Genomic DNA, 17,935 nt, shown 5'->3' on the forward strand with positions numbered 1-17,935 from the left:
TTTTGATGAGAAGAAGTTTACTGATTCTGTTTTGTCTGATTTGGGCAAGTACGGCAATGTCGCAGATTCGACTGGGACAATCCCGTTATGCTACAGCCAAACCGGTAAATATTTTGGAATTAAATTATTCCAAGCCCCAGACTTTTAGAGTTGCAGAAATCAAGGCGGTGGGACTTTCTACCTTAGATGAAAATGCAATTATTTCCTTATCGGGCATCAAGGTAGATGACCGAATTGAGGTTCCTGGAGACGTAATCTCCGATGCTTTGAAAAGACTTTGGAACCAAGGGATCATCGGTGATGTGAAAATTTTGGTTACCAAAATTGAAGGTGAAGATATTTACCTGCTTCTTGAATTGACAGAACGACCGCGATTCTCCCGAGTGGAATTTACCGGGATTAATAAAACGCAGGAGAGTGAACTTCGAGATAAGGTCAACATCCGAGGGCGAGTGGTCCGGGAAGATGTATTGAACACCGCCGAGCGCAATATTCAGAAATATTTTGTAGATAAAGGCTTCTTGAATACCGATGTAAGGGTAAGTCAAGTTCGAGATACCACCTTACCCAATAGTGTGCTTCTTCGATTCGATGTAGATCCAAAAAGCAAGGTTAAAATCAATGAAATCCGGGTATTTGGAAATGAGGAAATTCCTGATTCCAAAGTGAAGGGGAAATTGAAAAAGACAAAAGAGCATGCTCGTGTAAGTGTATTTCGCGATGTCTACTCCAGAATGACAGCCGCCTCGGCATCTGATATTGCCAATAGCATCCGGTATACTGACTCAGCTTCCAGAGAAGATGTAAAAACCTATATCAACAAAAATTTCAAGTTGAATTTCTTTGCTGGATCGAAATACATTCCTAAGGAGTATCGAAATGACAAAGAGAATGTCATTAACTTCTACCAAACCAAAGGGTTCCGTGATGCAAAAATTATAGCTGATTCCGTTTACGCCTTTGGAAAGGATGAAATCAACATTGATTTAGAGCTCGAAGAAGGAAGGAAATATTATTACAGAAATATCGAGTTTACCGGAAACTTTATCCATCCAGATGAAGTCCTAAGAGCCAAATTGGGTATTCAGAAAGGGGATGTCTACGATAAAGAACGACTGGATAAACGTCTAAATTATGATCCTCAAAAGGGAGACGATGTCAGCTCCCTCTATCAGGATGACGGGTACTTATTTTTCAATATTCAACCTATCGAAGTCAACGTTGTAGGTGATTCCATTGATCTCGAAATGCGAATCTTCGAAGGACCACAGGTGACTGTAAATTCTGTGAACATCAAAGGGAATGAGCGAACCTCAGACCACGTAGTAATGCGGGAAATCCGTATCCTTCCAGGACAGAAATTTAATCGGGCCTTGTTGGTACGGACGATCCGAGAACTTTCTCAGTTGGGATATTTCGACCCTGAAAAAATCAATCCAGACCTACGTCCTAATTTCGAAGCCGCTACTGTTGATATTACCTTTGAACTGGAAGAACGGCCGAATGATCAAATCGAACTTTCCGGAGGTTGGGGTGGATTCTACGGCTTTGTAGGTACAGTCGGGTTGGTTTTCAACAACTTCTCGATCAAAAACATTGGCAATTTTGATAAGTGGGATCCGCTTCCAGTGGGAGATGGCCAAAAACTTTCATTGCGTGTTCAGGCGAATGGACGAACCTTCCAGAACTATTCTGTTTCCTTGACCGAGCCTTGGTTTGGTGGAAAAAAGCCGAATGCACTTAGCCTCAGCTTTAACCACTCTGTACAGCGACAAGTAGATTTCTTCAATTCCGCCAATTTTGGGAATGAACTTGGATTCTTCAAAATCACAGGTGCAACCATTGGATTGGCTCGAAGGGTTACCTGGCCTGATGACTATTTTAGCATTTCGAATTCACTTCAATTCCAAGTTTATGAATTCGATCGATTCGGAACATCCTTTGGACTTAGCTACCCAACAGGTCGTTCCAATAGTATCACATTTAACAATACCATTGCTCGAAACAACGTAGACAACCCGATCTATCCTAGATTCGGATCCAACATTATGCTGTCTACAGCTTTGACACCTCCTTATACTTCATTGAATAAGAATATCGATGCGGAGTCTCCGGATGAGGAAAAATACAAGTGGTTGGAATATCATAAATGGATGTTTGATGCCAGTATCTATACTCCATTGTTTGGATCAACCAAACTCGTAGCAAGTGCACGGGCACACATGGGATTCTTAGGCTCCTACGGAGACCGAATTGGAATTATTCCATTGGAACGCTTTGTAATGGGTGGTGACGGTATGACCTTCAACAACTTTGCTCTTGGGCAAGAAATCATCGGTTTGAGAGGTTACGAAAACCAATCTATTACTCCAGGTAGAGATACCCGAGGAACTGAAAACCCTGATCCATACGGTGGTATTGTCTACAATAAATATGTAATGGAATTGAGATTCTTGGTTTCTCCAAATCCTTCTGCTACCATTTTCGTTCTTGGATTTGCTGAAGCTGGAAACAACTGGGGATCCTATAAAGAATTCAATCCATACGATTTGAAAAAATCAGCTGGATTTGGTGCTAGAATCTTCATGCCAGCTTTCGGTTTGTTAGGTGTTGACTGGGGATATGGTTTCGATGCAATCCCTGGACAGTCCAGAAGAAGCGGACCACAGTTCCACTTCACAATTGGACAGCAGTTCAGATAATAGAAATATGCAGTGTAATGGTTAATTTATGTCAAAATTTTAGGAGTCTTTGATTCGTTAATCCAATGTCTCCAGAAACTGACCGAATTATGAAAAAATTCCTGCATATCACTTTATTATTTGCTTTTACACTGGTTTCCAGCCAGTTAATGGCTCAAAAATTCGGATACATAGATTCGGAATACATTCTGAATAAACATCCTGACTATAAAATCGTACAACAAGAGCTCGAAAAGCTAAGCAACTTGTGGAAGAAAGAGGCACAGGATTTGGACGCTGAGATAAAAGAAATGTATGTGCAGCTAAAGGCGGAAGAAGTCCTCCTGACCGAAGAAATGTATCAAAAACGATTCAATGAAATCCGGCAAAAAGAAAAATTTGCTCAGGAATTCAACAGCCGAATATTCGGAATCAATGGTCAGTATTTCCAAAAACAGGCCGAACTTCTGCAGCCTTTGCAATCGAAAATATACGATGCCATCGAGCGGGTTTCCCGAAAAAACAACTTGGCTGTATTATTTGATAAAGCTTCCGTACCTTCGGGAATTATTTATACAGATCCACGACATGATTACTCAGAATTTGTCCTGGACGAACTTGGAATTGAAGAAAACAATTAATTAAAACACAAATGATGAAAGTAAAAGTTATCCTTTCTGCGATCGCTTTGTTCTGCGTAGGATTTGTCGCTCAGGCGCAAGAATTGAAAATTGGGTATACCAATGTGGAGTTTATCATGGATTTGATGCCAGAAATGGAGCAAATCGGTGCTGACCTTCAGGACTATCAAACTCAGCTTCAGACTAATATTCAGACTAAAGCTGCAGATTTCCAGCGTCAGGTTCAGTCTTATCAGCAGGCTGCTCCTACCATGACTGATGATGCCCGTGCTGCAAAAGAGGCTGAATTGACCAAATTGCAACAAGATCTTCAGCAATATGAGCAAGATGCTCAGATTTCTTATCAGCGAAAATTGCAAGAATTGCTTGAGCCGGTACAGACGAAAGTAATCAATGCAATCAACGCAGTAGCTGCTGAAAATAATTACACACACGTGTTTGCAGAAACTGCTGGCCAAGCTCCTATTTTGCTTTATACCAAAGAAGAAGACAAGTTCACTGAATTGGTTTTGGCTAAGTTGGGACTTCAATTGCCAACTCCTCCAGCTGGAAACTAAGAAAATTGAAACTTAATTGAAGCCGACTCTTGTTTTTCAAGGGTCGGCTTTTTTATTTGAGATATGGCCAAGAAAAACCCAAAAGAACTAATTCAAAAAAGTCCTGAGACTTTACTGGTAGATTTTTATGCCAACTGGTGTGGTCCCTGTCAGACGATGAATCCCGTATTGGAAGCAGCCCTTGATGAATTGGGCGGAAAAATTAAATTACTCAAACTTAATGTCGATCAACACCCCCAACTAAGCCAACAATTTGGGATCCGATCCATTCCCCATTATATGCTTTTCAAAAGAGGGAAAATCCTTTGGAGGAAAGGAGGAATCATGACCAAAAAAGAGTTGATACAAGCACTCAAGGGGTTTTGCTAAGGTTTTTTACTATCATAAAAACAAGACCCAATTCATAAAAAAAGCTCCTGTAAAAAGGAGCTTTTTTGTTCAGGAGAAGAATTTCAATCGCATCACTTCTTTTTCTGTAAGGAATCGATAGTTCCCTCTTTTTAGATCCTTTTTATCCAGACCGGCATACAATACCCGATCCAAAGCAACCACATCATATCCTAAATGGGCAAATATCCTTCGAACAATTCGGTTTCTTCCAATATGGATTTCAAGTCCTAATATCTTCCGATCCAAAGAAAGCACTTGCAAATCATCGACAGCTGCAGGACCATCCTCCAAGGTCAATCCTTCCCGAATTGCTTCTTCATCATTTTTTGTCAGGGGCTTATCCAAAGTCACTTGGTAAATCTTCTTAATCTCATTCGAGGGATGAGATAGTTTGGCCGCTAATTCTCCATCATTGGTAAATAGTAGCAGTCCTGTTGTATTTCTATCCAGTCTTCCAACTGGGAAAATCCGTTCTTCACAGGCATTTTCTACCAACTTCATCACCGTTTTTCGCTCCATAGGGTCTTCTGTGGTGGTGATGAAATCCTTCGGCTTGTTAAGTAAAATGTAAACCGGTTTCTCGGGATTAATTCGCTTTCCGTTGTAAACAACCCGGTCATTTCGTTGGACTTTCATTCCTAATTCCGTCACCACCTGACCATTAACAGAAACCAAACCTTGGGCAATTAACTCATCGGCTTCCCGTCGGGAACAAATTCCGGAATTGGCGATGTATTTATTCAACCGAATCAAGTCGTCTCCCGAATTCTTCTTTTTCCCTTTGGGGAGGTTATCAAACTCATATTCAGGTCTGACTACTTCACTGTTTTGAATTCTGGAAGGTCTGTTTTTACCAAATCCCCTTTTTACGGATTTTTTCTCAGAAAAATCAGCTGTTCTTTCCCCATAAATGGGCTTTTGATCTTTACCTCTTCCGAGATAGACGCGCTTGGATGATTTGAAATCTTTGGATTGATTTTTTTCAAACTCTTTTTCCCCCTCACCAAAGAAACGCTTTTCTGATCTTTTTGCGCCCTTTTCAAACTTTGGTCTTTCTCCTTCTTCAAAACGTTTTTTAAAAGGTGCTTTTCCTTCCTCCTTTTCAAATTTTCCTCGGGTATCTTTTCCCTTTTTGTCAAAGGATCCAAAAGATTTTTTCTTGGACTCAAACCCTTTCGATTCGTTCGAATCTTCTCCTTTTTTAGCTTGCTTATCTTGACTAAAAAACGGCTTTCTTGAATTATTTTTTCTCATAAGTATGCAGCATCACTGCTGGATTTTAAATTAAAATAAGCGATTGAATCTCAATTGCTTAAATAGCCTGCAAAGATACGGGCTTTTTATGAAATACACTTGATATGATTTATTTCTTTCCTTGGTAAAAGGCTTGAGTAGCTTTCCTTACCGAGCCCTCTTTCAGTAGCAACTCATTTGCTGTTTGAAAATCCAACCCGGTAGCCTCCATAATCATTCTTGTACCGCGTTCCACCAACTTGGCATTGGAAAGTTGCATATCCACCATTTTATTGCCTTTTACTCTTCCCAGCTTGATCATGGTGGTTGTCGAAATCATATTCAAAACCAGCTTTTGAGCAGTTCCAGCCTTCATCCGGGTGCTCCCAGTGACAAACTCAGGACCTACAACAACTTCAATGGGATGAGCAACTTCCTTACTCAAGGGCGAATTTGGATTACAGGTAATACAAGCTGTAAGCAAACCCTTTTCTCTGGCAGCTTTTACACCACCTATTACATAAGGTGTTGTTCCAGAAGCAGCAATCCCAATGACAGTATCTAACTCATTAAACCCATATTCCTGAATATCTTTCCATGCTTGATTTGAATCATCTTCGGCATTCTCAACAGCTTTCCGGATAGCAGAATCACCCCCCGCAATTAAGCCAATCACCCAATCGTCAGGAACTCCATAGGTTGGCGGACATTCTGAAGCATCCAAAATCCCCAATCTTCCCGATGTACCCGCTCCAATGTAAAAAAGTCGGCCGCCCTCTTTCATTCTAGGGACGAGCTTTTCGATCAAATCTGTAATCTCAGGGATCACAAGTTTGACCGCCTCAGGAACTTTATGATCTTCTCGATTGATGTTTTGAAGCAAATCTTCAATGGACATATGCTCCAAATTGTCATATAGCGAGCTACTTTCTGTTACTTTCATTTTATCGTATTAATTATCGCTTCCGACCAACTACTTTGCAAACTTCACCTTTGAAGGGATTTTGCAATAAGCTCACGCTCAAAGCATTTCTTGATGGTATAGTGTAAGACCGGCAATCGGGTTTTCCAAAATTAATTTAACCTGAATCCCTTTATCTTGAGCAGCTTTTCGAAGAATCGTGCTATTGTAATAGGCAATCGATCCTACAAAGTTCACTGGTTTATTTTTATAATCCTTATATCGACAAACATGGCGATTGAAAAACTCCATGAAGGAATCGTAATACAGTCGATAACAATAGGGATAATTTGAGTGCTCAGTTATAAAACGGCAAAAGCTGGCCATATAACGATTGGGAAACGGCTGCCGATATACATGGTCTTGAATGATTGCTTGTGTTAACTGAAAACGACTTTGAAAGATTTCACGGATTTCCTGAGGCAGGTCATCATAAATGAAATCTTGAAGGAGTTTCCGGCCAATGTAGCCTCCTCCACCTTCATCGCCTAGAATATAGCCGGGTGCAGGCCGATTATCGATTATTTTTTCTCCATCAAAGTCACAGCTATTTGACCCAGTTCCAAGTATACAGGCAATCCCTGCCTGATGGCCACAGGTTGCTTTCGCAGCAGCAGATAGGTCATGATCCACTTCGATCAATGCAGTAGGAAAAATAGATTTTAGAGCCTTGGTGACATCCGATTTACGGTCCGGAGTAGAACAACCTGCGCCATAAAAGAAAATCTGCTCAATTTCATCTTTCAAATTCAACAAAAATTCTTGGGTCATACCTACGATCATTTCCTCAACCGTCTGGTAATAAGGATTAAATCCTACCCCTCGAAATTGGGAAATCCGACCATCAGCATGGATTACTCTCCAGTCTGTCTTACTTGACCCACTATCTGCTATTAATATCATTTCAAATCAAGGTTCCAATAGGTTTGAAGCGCTCGAAAACTTTCTGTGTATGCGGCGCATCCTTCAATTCATCCGTAAGGTCTTGTCCAGCCCAGTGCTCGTAATGCTTTCCGCCTTTCCACAATCTGGACTCGCTCACATCATAGATAATCCCCTCAAATGCAATCCAAACTTCAGGCTTGTCTTGACCATTCCGAAGAGCAAGTTGCTGTCGGGTGTAGGTTTTCATTAAAGCAATTTGATCTGAGCATTAACCCAGCGTTCCGGAATTTCTCCTTTTTGAGCAGTTTGGTAATCTGAATAGCTACAAGGAACTGTGGAACTCCCCCTTTCAAAATGATCATTGTCTCCATGGGGAATCTCCATCCACCACTTTCCACTTCGCTTACTTTTGTAAAAAACCAAGGTATTTGGCTTGGTGTCCAAGGAAACGGTATACTTGATGTAGTCGCTACTTTTAAAAGATAAACTGTCTTTACGAGAATAAAACCCTTCTATAAAGTACCAAATCATCACAGCTGCTACCATAGCCGTTTTGTTTTGGGCATCATCGTAGTAAGGTTCATATCCGTATAATCCAAAGGAGCTCAGCTTTTCATTCATGCCTGCAAACCATGAAATTTGACAGGCTTCTTCTGCAGTCAAACCAAAAGGGTTAGCCTCCAAAACACCCGGAGCATCTGAAGATTGAATCGCAGAAAGATCAAAACTTACCAAGTCCGCATTCCGTACCACAGGTTCTATTTCTTTAAACTCTTTACGAACCAATCCCAATCGCATATGATCAAAATAAAGTTTCTCGATCACATTGATCAGCGAAGGATCGACCAAATAACTTTGGTAAGCTAAATGCGCATAAGTAAACAAAAAATTAGGTTGGTGAAGAATGATTTCCTGGGTATGCTTCTCCGCCATAGTACCCTCTTCCTCCATGTCAAATTTGGCGTCTACCGTCAGAAGACTGACCAATTTTTTCATTTTCTCATAGGACAGATATTGCCCGAAATCCAAGTCATGTGTTCCTCCAAAATAAATGGGAAGAATTTGCTTCTTCATCAAGAAATCCCCCACTTTTTGGATTCGCTCATAGGTTTCTTGAAGGGTTTTTCCCGGAAGTAAATCACCCAAATCAGCAACCCTGTAAGGGCCGATCCCCCGCTTCAGAGAATAAAGTTTTTCACGAATTTCGGAAGCTCCTCTTTCGGCACTTTTAGCATGTTGAACACCTCTCGTTTCCTTAAGACCAACCAATGCAATCTGAATTCCCTTCAGGTCAGGGAACTCTTCTCCATACCAATGGATCTGCTTGAAGAAGGAATTGTCTGGATATTTTTTTTGCCAAAGAAATTCGGCAACAGGTTCAAAAAAAGACTGAATACTCATACGGGTGTGTTAGAATTTAAAAATAATCAAAAAGAAGCATCCTCCTAAAGGAGTAACCTGAAAAGGTCTAAACTTCACTTAATGAGAATAAAAAAAGTCTGCCTCATCAGAAGCAGACTTGGTATTTTATCCTCCGAAGTCATCGAATCGGATATTTTCATCCGGAATTCCAAGATCTTCGAGCATCTTAAGAACGGCCGCATTCATCAAAGGAGGACCGCAAAGGTAATATTCAATCTCATCTGGCTCAGGATGATTTTTCAGATAGTTATCATACAATACCTGATGAATAAATCCTACATAGCCATCTCCTTCACCATCCAGAGATTCCTTGATCTTCCAATTATCTTCAGGAAGTGGTTCTGAAAGACCAATGAAGAACTTAAAGTTCGGGAAGTCTTTTTCAATTTCTCTGAAGTGAGGCACGTAGAACAATTCCTTCTTAGAACGTCCACCGTACCAGTAGGAAACCTTTCGGTTTGTTTTCTCAGTATGGAACAAATGGAAGATATGTGATCTCAATGGAGCCATACCCGCACCACCACCAATGTAGATCATTTCACGCTGGGTAGGGTTGATATGGAACTCACCATAAGGACCGGAGATAGTCACTTTGTCCCCTGGCTTTCTAGAGAAGACATAAGAAGAACAAACCCCTGGATTGACATCCATCCACTTGTTATTTGCTCTATCCCAAGGTGGAGTAGCAATACGGATGGTCAACATAATAATGTTACCTTCAGCTGGGTGGTTAGCCATCGAATATGCTCGGAAAAGCTCTTCGTCATTTTTCATAACCAAATCCCACAAACCGAATTTATCCCAATCACTTTTGTACACATCCCCGGGGTGTCCCAATTCTGGATGTGGAGTGATATCTATATCTTTGAAGTTCACGGTAATTGGTGGTACATCAATTTGAATATATCCTCCAGATTCGAAGTCGAGCGTTTCTCCTTCAGGAAGTTTCACCTTGAATTCTTTGATAAAGGTCGAAACGTTGTAGTTGGAGATAACCTCACACTCCCATTTCTTAATTCCGAAAATCTCCTCAGGGACACGAATCTTCATGTCCTGCTTCACTTTAACCTGACAAGCCAATCGCACATTTCCCTGCTGCTCGGCTCGGCTCAAGTGGCCAACTTCTGTAGGAAGGACTTCACCGCCTCCTTCTTCAACTACGCACTTGCACATCGCGCAAGTACCTCCACCACCACAAGCTGAGGGGAGAAAAATCTTTTGATTACCCAGTGTTGAAAGTAAGCTCGTGCCCGCAGATGTGACAATTGGACTACTTTCATCTCCATTGATGACGATTTTCACATCTCCGGAATTGACCAGTTTGGACTGTGCAAAGAGGAGAATAAAAACCAGCAACAGGATGATCAGGGTAAATGCTACAATTGACGTGATAATTACTGAACCCATGAAATTTTGGTTTTTCTATTCGTATGGATTTAAATGCCTTTTTTACAGGCGCACAAATATATTTATTAATCATCAAAAGCGGTCAACCCAACCCGTAAATTTGAAGAGCGGACCTACTTTTTTATAAGCTTATAACTGATTAATTGTTCAAGAGGTTTAGCAAAGTGCTCAGTCTGTTTTTCAACTGCCGTCTATCGACAATGAAATCCAAAAACCCGTGTTCTAATACAAACTCAGAACTTTGGAAACCTTTGGGCAGATCTTTACCGATCGTTTCACGAATTACACGAGGCCCTGCAAAACCAATCAAAGCACCCGGCTCTGCAATATTAAAATCTCCTAACATGGCGTAGGAGGCGGTCACTCCCCCAGTCGTTGGGTCGGTTAATAGCGAGATGTAAGGAATCCCTGCCTGATCCAATAAGGCCAATTTAGAAGAGGTTTTTGCCATTTGCATTAGGGAAAAGCCTGCTTCCATCATTCGAGCACCACCCGATTTGGAAATCATGAGGAAGGGAATTTTATGCTTGAGGGAATAATCTATAGCCCGGGCAATTTTTTCTCCCACTACAGAACCCATGGATCCACCGATGAAATTAAAGTCCATACAAGCAATGACAATGTTCAATCCATTCATTTTCCCATGAGCGGTTCGAACAGCGTCTTTTAATTGAGTTTTTTCAATACTGCTTTTGATTCGGACAGGATATGGTTTGGTGTCGGTAAATTTCAGGGGATCCCCTGACGTCATATTCGCGTCCAATTCGGTGAATTTGTTATCATCAAAAAGGATTTCAAAATATTCGGCAGAACCGATTTTTACGTGATAATCATCATCGGGGCACACATAGGAATTATTCTTAAGCTCCCGCGTATGAATGATATTTCCTTTTGGGGTTTTAAACCAAAGCCCATCAGGAGCATCCTTTTTCTCAGCGGTTGAGGTTTTAATCCCTTTATCCGTTCGTTTAAACCACGCCATATTCGTTTTTTCTAGGTTAGAAAAGTTAAAGAAACAAATTTAGACCTTAAATCCATGAAATGAAAACAGAACTTATTTAGTGAAGACTCTTTATGTAATTCAATCCAGCCTCTAATCCAGAGGTTTTTGCCGACAAAATCCTAAATATTTTCTTAATTTCAGGCATTCTGGCAGCCTTCGCCAAGACCCAAAATCACCTAGCCCATGAGCTACACTATTATTCTTGTCTTTTCGGCAATCATCCTGATTCTGGCGTACCGATTTTATGGAAACTTCGTATATCGGAAGTTTGGGTTAAATGATAAAAATCCATCTCCAGCGCATACGCTTCGGGATGGTGTGGATTATGAACCTAGCAAACCCATCGTAGTTTTAGGTCATCACTTTGCCTCTATTGCAGGAGCAGGACCGATTGTGGGCCCCATCATTGCTGTAACATTTGGGTGGATTCCTGCCGTTATTTGGATTTTGGTTGGGGGAATATTTTTTGGAGCCGTGCATGATTTGGGAAGCATGGCCGCTTCGCTCCGTACAGAAGGAAAATCCATCGGTGTAATTATCCGGAATCAAATTGGACTCCAAGGGAAACAGCTTTTCGTGATTTTTAGCTTCTCAACCTTGATTCTAGTTATTGGGGTTTTTGCAGACATTATCGCAAAGACATTTATCTCCAACCCAAGTGTAGCTTCAGCATCCTTCTTATTCATTTTGCTTGCGGTAGCTTTTGGTTTTGTGAATCGGCTTATTGGAAATCGAAAAAAAACATTTCTTATCATCTCAGTCATTGGAGTGGTACTGATGTATTTTTCAGTTTACTTAGGGATGTTGATCCCCTTTGCATTGGATTATAAAGCTTGGGTTTTCCTGCTACTAGCTTATGCCTTTGTGGCATCCGTCACGCCTGTCAGTCTTCTGCTTCAGCCTAGGGATTACTTAAATAGCTTTTTGCTGTACGGGATGATGATAGCAGCCATCTTAGGAGTGTTTTTTGCAAATCCTAGTATCAAGATGAGTAATGAAATCACACTTGCTACTGAAAATCTAGGTTATATTTTTCCGGTTTTATTTGTCACCATTGCCTGTGGTGCGATCAGTGGCTTTCATTCCTTAGTAGCATCAGGAACCACTTCGAAGCAATTGGATAAAGAGAGCGATGCCAAAATCGTGGGTTTTGGAGGGATGTTGATCGAGTCCTTTCTCGCAATCTTGTCTGTTGGGGCGGTGGTCATTTTAGAAAAAGGCGAATATCTAAGCCGATTAGGTGAGGAAGGTCCTGTCGCCCTTTTTTCTACGGGTTTGGGAGGAATGATTTCCACATTAGGAATTTCAGAAGCCTTTGCAGTGAGTTTTGTTGCTTTAACCGTTTCTGCCTTCGCCCTAACTACATTGGATACCTGCACGAGATTGGCGCGGTTCACGGTTCAAGAATATTTTGAAGATGTCCAAACCCCTGCTGGAAAAACGCTTTCTCAAAACCGATTTATTTCAACGGGATTGGTAGTGATTTTCTCAGCTCTTCTTTTGGCTTCAGGAGAATTCGCTGTGTTGTGGCCCATCTTTGGGTCGGCCAATCAGCTACTTGCAGCACTGGCTTTGTTGACCATTGCCGTCTGGATGATTCATAAAAAGAAAAATGCTCTTTTTGTCACCATCCCCATGTTTTTCATGTTTACCGTAACATTAGCCTCTTTGGGATTATTTGCTTGGAAAAACTTCCAAGATCAAGTGTATGTGCTTTCCATTATGGCTGCCTTACTATTTGTATTGGCGATATCACTGATGATATTAGCTACAAAAAGTATTAAAAGTAAGGTCAAAGAACCTGCAAAGGCATAAGGATTAAATCATCCTTAGAATAGCAAAAAGTAAACTGAATAAAAGAAAAGAGAGTCCATAAACTTGGATGACTTTCAACCTATTCATCCGATCCAAAAACCAAAGCACCCATACCGGACGAATCAATCCCAATAAAAGGCATAGCAAACTCAGAATAGAAAGCGCCTTGAATAAAAATTGAAGTGCAAACAGCATTTTGATTAACGAAAAAAAGGAGCAGGTCTCCCCACTCCTTTTCAATTGAATTTATGTTGATTAAAGCTTGCGCTTTATTTCTCGCATTTCATATCCTTCAATCGTATCATCCACTTGGATGTTGTTGAAGTTTTTGATGGAAATACCACATTCGTATCCAGCTTTCACTTCCGCTACATCATCCTTGAATCGCTTCAATTGATCGATTTCTCCATCATGGATTACGATACCATCACGGATAACACGGATTTTGTTCTTTCTGGTAATGTATCCATCGGTCACATAAGAACCAGCGACTGTTCCCACTTTGGAAATTTTGAAGACTTCCCGAACTTGGATATTTCCGGTGATAACTTCTTCGAATTCCGGCTCCAACATCCCTTCGATCGCATCCTTGATTTGATTGATCGCATCATAGATGATGGAGTAGTGACGGATTTCAATCTCTTCTTGCTCGGCAAGTCTTTTTGCATTAGCAGAAGGTCGAACCTGGAATCCTAAAATAATCGCGTCAGATGCAGAGGCAAGCAATACATCGGATTCTGAAATCTGGCCTACACCTTTGTGAATGATACTCACCTTTACCTCATCTGTAGAAAGTTTCAGCAAGGAATCAGAGAGAGCTTCCACAGAACCATCCACATCACCCTTGATGATGATGTTAAGTTCTTTGAAGTTCCCGATCGCCAATCGTCTTCCGATTTCATCCAAAGTAATATGCTTCTTGGTACGAAGACTTTGCTCTCGTTGAATTTGCTCTCTGGAATTGGCAATTTCACGAGCTTCTCGCTCATTATCATAAACCTTCAAGGAATCACCGGCTTGAGGTGCTCCACTTAATCCTAATATCTGTATTGGAGTAGAAGGTCCTGCCTCTTTCAGTTTTTTACCAGTATGATCAAACATGGCCTTCACACGCCCGTAGTGAGAGCCTGCTACCATTACATCCCCAACATGCAAGGTTCCGGCTTGGATCATCACAGTTGCAACGTATCCTCGTCCTTTATCCAAAGAAGCTTCGATTACGGTACCTACAGCATTCTTATTTGGATTGGCTTTCAATTCAAGAATTTCAGCTTCCAAAAGGACTTTTTCCAATAGCTCATCTACACCTTGACCAGTCTTCGCAGAAATATCTTGAGACTGGTATTTACCACCCCATTCTTCTACCAAGAGGTTCATATTCGCCAATTCCTCCTTGATCTTATTAGGATTTGCATTTGGCTTATCCACTTTATTGATCGCAAAGATCATCGGAACACCTGCAACCTGTGCGTGGTTGATCGCTTCTTTTGTTTGAGGCATGATGCTATCATCGGCAGCAATCACAATAATTGCCACGTCCGTAATTTTGGCACCCCGTGCACGCATCGCGGTAAAGGCTTCGTGACCCGGCGTATCCAAGAAGGCAATCTTGTGTCCATCCTTGGTACGCACATCGTATGCACCAATGTGCTGGGTAATCCCACCCGCTTCAGCTGCTGTAACTTTTGATCGTCTGATGTAGTCCAAAAGGGATGTTTTACCATGGTCAACGTGACCCATGATGGTAACGATAGGCGCTCGTTCCACCATATCTTCTGGCTTATCCTCCTCCTCTTCTACGATTTCCTCTTCAATATCCTTGGTGAATTCCACTTCGTATCCAAATTCGTCTGCGATAATGGTTATTGCTTCCGCATCGAGACGTTGGTTGATGGAAACAAACATTCCCAAAGACATACAGGTGGAAATAATTTCATTCACTGAAACATCAAGAAGTGATGCCAAATCATTCGCCGAAATAAATTCGGTAACCTTTAAGATCTTGCTTCCTTCCTGTGCCATTTCGGAAGTATCCTTCTCCCGTTCAGCTTTTTTATCACGTCGACTTTTCTTACCCCCGGATTTTCCACCCTGAAGTCTAGCAAGGGTTTGTTTGATTTGGTCTTGGATTTCCTTTTGGGTAGGCTCTACCTTTTGGTTTCTGGTAGGCTGTCCCTTTCTGCCACCCTTCTGACCATCTCCTTGGCCTTGTTGACCTTGGCCTCTATTCTTATTGCCTTTGTCAATACGCTTTCGAGGTCGCTTTTTATCACGAGCACGTTCATCCGATGAAGCGACTGGGCCACCCTTCTTCTTTTTCTCGGCAGGCAATTCGATTTTACCCAAAACTGTCAAGCCCTTGAGGTTATCAGCTTTCGCTGCAATTACTTCCTCTTTCGGCTCAGGTTGCTTCGGAGCTTTTTCAACTGGTTTTTCAGAAGCAGGTGGAGTTGGCTTTTGGACCGGTTTTTCGGCAGCCTTTGGCTTTTCCTGTTCTTTAGGAGCCGCTGGAGCTTGTTTAGCCTCAGACTTCTTCTCAAAGCGCTGATCTTTTCTATGTTTTTTGGGCTCCCCTTTAGGAGGGAGATCAATCTTACCCAATACCTTGATGCCCTCTAATTTTGGAGCATCTGTAGATACTTTTTCAGATTCTACTTCTTTCGGTGCAGGCTGTTCTACTTTTGGTTGCTCTTGAACCGGAGGCGCAGGTGGAGTTGGCTCTTCTTTTGGAGCAGGTGCTGGAGCTGGAGCGGGAGCAGGTTCCGGTTGAGGTTCTGGTTCGAGCGTAACTGTCTCGTGACGCTTCCCAATGGATAAATGTGAAGCTTCCTCTTTTTCTTGAGCTGAGGATCTAAATTCCTTATTCAGCAACTCCACTTGCTCCATGCTGATTTTGGAATTGGGATTATCCTGCACCTCATGGCCCTTTTTTGCCAATGTCTCAACAAGGGTAGCAGTACCCACATTGAGCTTCCTAGCTAAAGCGCCTAATCTCATCATTTTTTCTTCTGACATACGCAAAAACCGCTTTCGAAATCTATTTTAAATATTGGGTAATAGGTAGACTTTCAGTCTTTTATTGTTCAAACTCTTGACGTAGGATTCGGAAGATTTCCTCAATAGTTTCTTCTTCCAATTCCGTACGACGTACCAAATCTTCTTTGGTCAATGCCAATACCGATTTAGCTGTATCCAAACCAGTCTTTTTCAATTCATCGATGATCCAAGCATCAATTTCATCTGCAAATTCAACCAAATCCACATCTTCTTCTTCATTCTCATTAAGTTCTCTGAAGACGTCAATTTCATATCCTACCAATTTGCTGGCCAATTTGATATTGTAACCACCCTTTCCAATAGCAAGGGACACTTGGTCTGGCTTCAAAAACACAGAAATTCGCTTGGTCTCCTCGTTTACAGAAATTGAAGAAACTTTAGCAGGACTCAAAGCTCTGGATACATACAGCTCCAAGTTTTCTGTATAATTGATCACATCAATATTTTCGTTCTGCAATTCACGCACAATCGCATGAATTCGAGATCCTTTCATCCCTACGCAAGCTCCTACAGGATCAATTCGATCATCATAGGATTCCACTGCTACCTTAGCTCGCTCTCCTGGCTCTCTCACGATTTTCACAATGGTAATCAATCCATCATATACTTCAGGAACTTCATTTTCAAAGAGTCTTTCCAAAAAGACCGGGGAAGTTCTGGATAAAATGATCTTAGGGTTCCCGTTCATCATGTCCACCTTATGCACAATCGCCTTCACGGTGTCCCCTTTTCTAAATCTATCTTTAGGAATTTGCTCTCCTTTAGGTAAAATCAATTCGTTGCCTTCACCATCAATCAACAACACCTCCCTGCTCAAAATCTGATAGACTTCCGCAGTGACTATTTCCCCTACGAGTTCTTCATACTTGTTGAACAGGATATCTTTCTCTAAATCTTTAATCTTTTGGATCAAAGTCTGACGAGCCATCTGTACAGCTCTTCTTCCAAATTCTTCAAGTTCAATTTTTTCATAAACCTCTTCTCCGATTTCAAAATCCGGTTCGATTTTTCGAGCTTCGGAAAAGCTGATTTTATCAAAATCCCAAATATCTTCTGAGTTGTCATCTACAATCTCCCGAATCCGGAAAATCTCCAAATCCCCCTTATCAGCATTGATGGTTACGTCAAAGTTTTCATCCGTTTCAAATTTTTTCCGGATCATGGCTCTGAACACATCCTCAAGAATACGGATCATCGTAGGGCGATCCACATTTTTAGATCTCGCAAATTCCGCGAAGGATTCGATTAAAACTTTGGCATCCATTTGATTTATTTAAAAGACACTTGTACAACTGATTTTTTTATATCACCATAGGCAATTGGCAGTTCTTGTTCCACTGCCTTCTTCCCTTTTTCTTTTACTTTGACAGCAAGCAAAATGCCATCCTCATTCGCTTCTAGCAACTTCCCCTTTTGCTCTTTTCCGTCTGTGGTCAGCACCTTTAACTCCCTCCCAACATTTTTTCGATACTGTCGGAGGCTTGACAGCGGAAAATCCACACCTGGAGAGGAAACCTCAATTCGGTAAGCGGAATCGATCAAATCCAAAGCCTCGATTTCCTGGGAAACCAATCGACTTACCTTGGCACAGGAATCGATAGTCAAGCCCTGATCTGCATCGATCAAAATATTCAAGTTTAATTGATCCTTTTTGGGGGTCAATTGAAGATCTACCAGAAAATGCTCCTCGTCGGGGAGATTCCGCTCAACTAGCTCTGTCAATTTTCTTTTTAAATCCTCCATAAGAATCGATAATGAAAGAGGGGACATGTGGTCCCCTCTAGAAACTTTCGAATACGGCACAAAGGTAAAATAATTTTAATCGAAAAACAATTTTCTACCCCGTATGAAAATTGTAAAGAAGAATGATTTTGAAAGATTTA

General features: G+C 41.4%; 15 protein-coding genes. 5 read left to right on the forward strand and 10 right to left on the reverse strand.

Annotated features, from left to right (window positions below; genetic code table 11):
* The first annotated feature begins 5 nt into the window (after positions 1-5).
* From HWE15_RS04225 to trxA, 4 genes are all read left to right on the forward strand, one after another.
* Entirely contained in the window at positions 6-2,702 is a 2,697-nt protein-coding gene (locus tag HWE15_RS04225; protein ID WP_290506258.1) for a POTRA domain-containing protein, read from the forward strand.
* An 89-nt stretch (positions 2,703-2,791) separates the two neighbouring features.
* Positions 2,792-3,322 (forward strand): OmpH family outer membrane protein, encoded by a 531-nt coding sequence (locus HWE15_RS04230; protein ID WP_290506259.1) that lies wholly within the window; start codon positions 2,792-2,794, stop codon positions 3,320-3,322.
* A gap of 11 nt (positions 3,323-3,333) precedes the next feature.
* Positions 3,334-3,879 (forward strand): OmpH family outer membrane protein, encoded by a 546-nt coding sequence (locus HWE15_RS04235; protein ID WP_290506260.1) that lies wholly within the window; start codon positions 3,334-3,336, stop codon positions 3,877-3,879.
* 63 nt (positions 3,880-3,942) lie between these two features.
* Positions 3,943-4,248, forward strand: coding sequence for a thioredoxin (trxA, locus tag HWE15_RS04240; protein WP_290506261.1), 306 nt, complete (start codon positions 3,943-3,945; stop codon positions 4,246-4,248).
* A 69-nt stretch (positions 4,249-4,317) separates the two neighbouring features.
* Here trxA and HWE15_RS04245 read toward each other — a convergent pair whose 3' ends face one another.
* From HWE15_RS04245 to accD, 7 genes are all read right to left on the reverse strand, one after another.
* Entirely contained in the window at positions 4,318-5,523 is a 1,206-nt protein-coding gene (locus tag HWE15_RS04245) for a pseudouridine synthase (protein WP_290506262.1), read from the reverse strand.
* Positions 5,524-5,632: 109 nt separating this feature from the next.
* On the reverse strand, positions 5,633-6,445 hold the full coding sequence (gene murQ / locus HWE15_RS04250) for an N-acetylmuramic acid 6-phosphate etherase (RefSeq protein WP_290506263.1): 813 nt from the start codon (positions 6,443-6,445) through the stop codon (positions 5,633-5,635).
* 78 nt (positions 6,446-6,523) lie between these two features.
* The gene (locus tag HWE15_RS04255; protein WP_290506264.1) at positions 6,524-7,366 is read right to left on the reverse strand and encodes an N-acetylglucosamine kinase; all 843 of its coding nucleotides are present in this window, start codon (positions 7,364-7,366) and stop codon (positions 6,524-6,526) included.
* Position 7,367: 1 nt separating this feature from the next.
* Positions 7,368-7,595, reverse strand: a complete 228-nt coding sequence (locus HWE15_RS04260; protein ID WP_290506265.1) for a cytochrome b5 domain-containing protein — start codon at positions 7,593-7,595, stop codon at positions 7,368-7,370.
* The gene (locus HWE15_RS04265; protein ID WP_290506266.1) at positions 7,595-8,749 is read right to left on the reverse strand and encodes a formimidoylglutamase; all 1,155 of its coding nucleotides are present in this window, start codon (positions 8,747-8,749) and stop codon (positions 7,595-7,597) included. Before HWE15_RS04265 ends, HWE15_RS04260 begins: the two co-directional genes overlap by 1 nt.
* 126 nt (positions 8,750-8,875) lie before the next feature.
* Positions 8,876-10,177, reverse strand: a complete 1,302-nt coding sequence (nqrF, locus tag HWE15_RS04270; RefSeq protein WP_290506267.1) for an NADH:ubiquinone reductase (Na(+)-transporting) subunit F — start codon at positions 10,175-10,177, stop codon at positions 8,876-8,878.
* A 139-nt stretch (positions 10,178-10,316) separates the two neighbouring features.
* Positions 10,317-11,159 carry an acetyl-CoA carboxylase, carboxyltransferase subunit beta gene (gene accD / locus HWE15_RS04275; RefSeq protein WP_290506268.1) on the reverse strand — a complete coding sequence of 281 codons (843 nt, stop codon included), beginning with the start codon at positions 11,157-11,159 and terminating at the stop codon, positions 10,317-10,319.
* Between the two features lie 204 nt (positions 11,160-11,363).
* Between accD and HWE15_RS04280 the strand changes: the two genes are divergently transcribed.
* Positions 11,364-12,995, forward strand: a complete 1,632-nt coding sequence (locus HWE15_RS04280; RefSeq protein ID WP_290506269.1) for a carbon starvation protein A — start codon at positions 11,364-11,366, stop codon at positions 12,993-12,995.
* Positions 12,996-13,250: 255 nt separating this feature from the next.
* On the opposite strand, the gene infB is transcribed toward HWE15_RS04280, so the two are convergent.
* The 3 genes from infB to rimP all read right to left on the reverse strand — a co-directional run bounded on the left by infB (position 13,251) and on the right by rimP (position 17,795).
* On the reverse strand, positions 13,251-16,010 hold the full coding sequence (gene infB / locus HWE15_RS04285; RefSeq protein ID WP_290506270.1) for a translation initiation factor IF-2: 2,760 nt from the start codon (positions 16,008-16,010) through the stop codon (positions 13,251-13,253).
* Positions 16,011-16,071: 61 nt separating this feature from the next.
* A complete protein-coding gene (nusA, locus tag HWE15_RS04290) occupies positions 16,072-17,316 on the reverse strand; it encodes a transcription termination factor NusA (protein ID WP_290506271.1) in 1,245 nt (414 codons plus the stop codon).
* 5 nt (positions 17,317-17,321) lie between these two features.
* Positions 17,322-17,795, reverse strand: a complete 474-nt coding sequence (gene rimP / locus HWE15_RS04295) for a ribosome maturation factor RimP (protein WP_290506272.1) — start codon at positions 17,793-17,795, stop codon at positions 17,322-17,324.
* Positions 17,796-17,935: the final 140 nt, after the last annotated feature.

It is taken from the genome of Algoriphagus sp., from assembly GCF_013373065.1.
Classification (GTDB): domain Bacteria; phylum Bacteroidota; class Bacteroidia; order Cytophagales; family Cyclobacteriaceae; genus Algoriphagus.

Coding starts and splice junctions, on each gene's coding strand:
- accD (WP_290506268.1), bottom strand. CDS start 11,159: ATGGCGTGGTTTAAACGAACGGATAAAGGGATTAAAACCTCAACCGCT.
- HWE15_RS04280 (WP_290506269.1), top strand. CDS start 11,364: ATGAGCTACACTATTATTCTTGTCTTTTCGGCAATCATCCTGATTCTG.
- HWE15_RS04265 (WP_290506266.1), bottom strand. CDS start 8,749: ATGAGTATTCAGTCTTTTTTTGAACCTGTTGCCGAATTTCTTTGGCAA.
- infB (WP_290506270.1), bottom strand. CDS start 16,010: ATGTCAGAAGAAAAAATGATGAGATTAGGCGCTTTAGCTAGGAAGCTC.
- HWE15_RS04260 (WP_290506265.1), bottom strand. CDS start 7,595: ATGAAAACCTACACCCGACAGCAACTTGCTCTTCGGAATGGTCAAGAC.
- nusA (WP_290506271.1), bottom strand. CDS start 17,316: ATGGATGCCAAAGTTTTAATCGAATCCTTCGCGGAATTTGCGAGATCT.
- HWE15_RS04255 (WP_290506264.1), bottom strand. CDS start 7,366: ATGATATTAATAGCAGATAGTGGGTCAAGTAAGACAGACTGGAGAGTA.
- HWE15_RS04225 (WP_290506258.1), top strand. CDS start 6: ATGAGAAGAAGTTTACTGATTCTGTTTTGTCTGATTTGGGCAAGTACG.
- nqrF (WP_290506267.1), bottom strand. CDS start 10,177: ATGGGTTCAGTAATTATCACGTCAATTGTAGCATTTACCCTGATCATC.
- trxA (WP_290506261.1), top strand. CDS start 3,943: ATGGCCAAGAAAAACCCAAAAGAACTAATTCAAAAAAGTCCTGAGACT.
- HWE15_RS04235 (WP_290506260.1), top strand. CDS start 3,334: ATGATGAAAGTAAAAGTTATCCTTTCTGCGATCGCTTTGTTCTGCGTA.
- HWE15_RS04230 (WP_290506259.1), top strand. CDS start 2,792: ATGAAAAAATTCCTGCATATCACTTTATTATTTGCTTTTACACTGGTT.
- HWE15_RS04245 (WP_290506262.1), bottom strand. CDS start 5,523: ATGAGAAAAAATAATTCAAGAAAGCCGTTTTTTAGTCAAGATAAGCAA.
- rimP (WP_290506272.1), bottom strand. CDS start 17,795: ATGGAGGATTTAAAAAGAAAATTGACAGAGCTAGTTGAGCGGAATCTC.
- murQ (WP_290506263.1), bottom strand. CDS start 6,445: ATGAAAGTAACAGAAAGTAGCTCGCTATATGACAATTTGGAGCATATG.